The sequence below is a fragment of the Shewanella sp. AC91-MNA-CIBAN-0169 genome (genome assembly GCF_040310165.1).
Classification (GTDB): Bacteria; Pseudomonadota; Gammaproteobacteria; order Enterobacterales; family Shewanellaceae; genus Shewanella.
Genome location: NZ_JBEOPM010000162.1, coordinates 1 through 252 on the forward strand (window position 1 = coordinate 1; position 252 = coordinate 252).

The window sequence follows — 252 nt, forward strand, 5'->3', positions numbered from 1 at the left end:
TAGTTATGATAACCCTCACCCCACGTAAAGATAGCAAGGAAAAAGTTATCGCGCGCACTATTGGTATCCGTATAAGGACGCGTACCAAACATGTGGCATAACGAGTTGATAAAGAAAGTAAAGTGGTGGGTCAATACCAAGCGCAGTAGACCTGCCAATACGAGCGTGCCCCAAACGTCACCGATTAACCAACCAACTGCCGCAACCATCGCAACGTTGGTAGCCAGTACCCATAAACCATAGTATTTATGC

At 46.4% G+C, this 252-nt stretch carries 1 pseudogene; it reads right to left on the reverse strand.

Annotated elements, in window-relative coordinates:
• A pseudogene (locus AAEY98_RS22525) lies at positions 1-252 on the reverse strand (acyl-CoA desaturase); the annotation flags it as partial.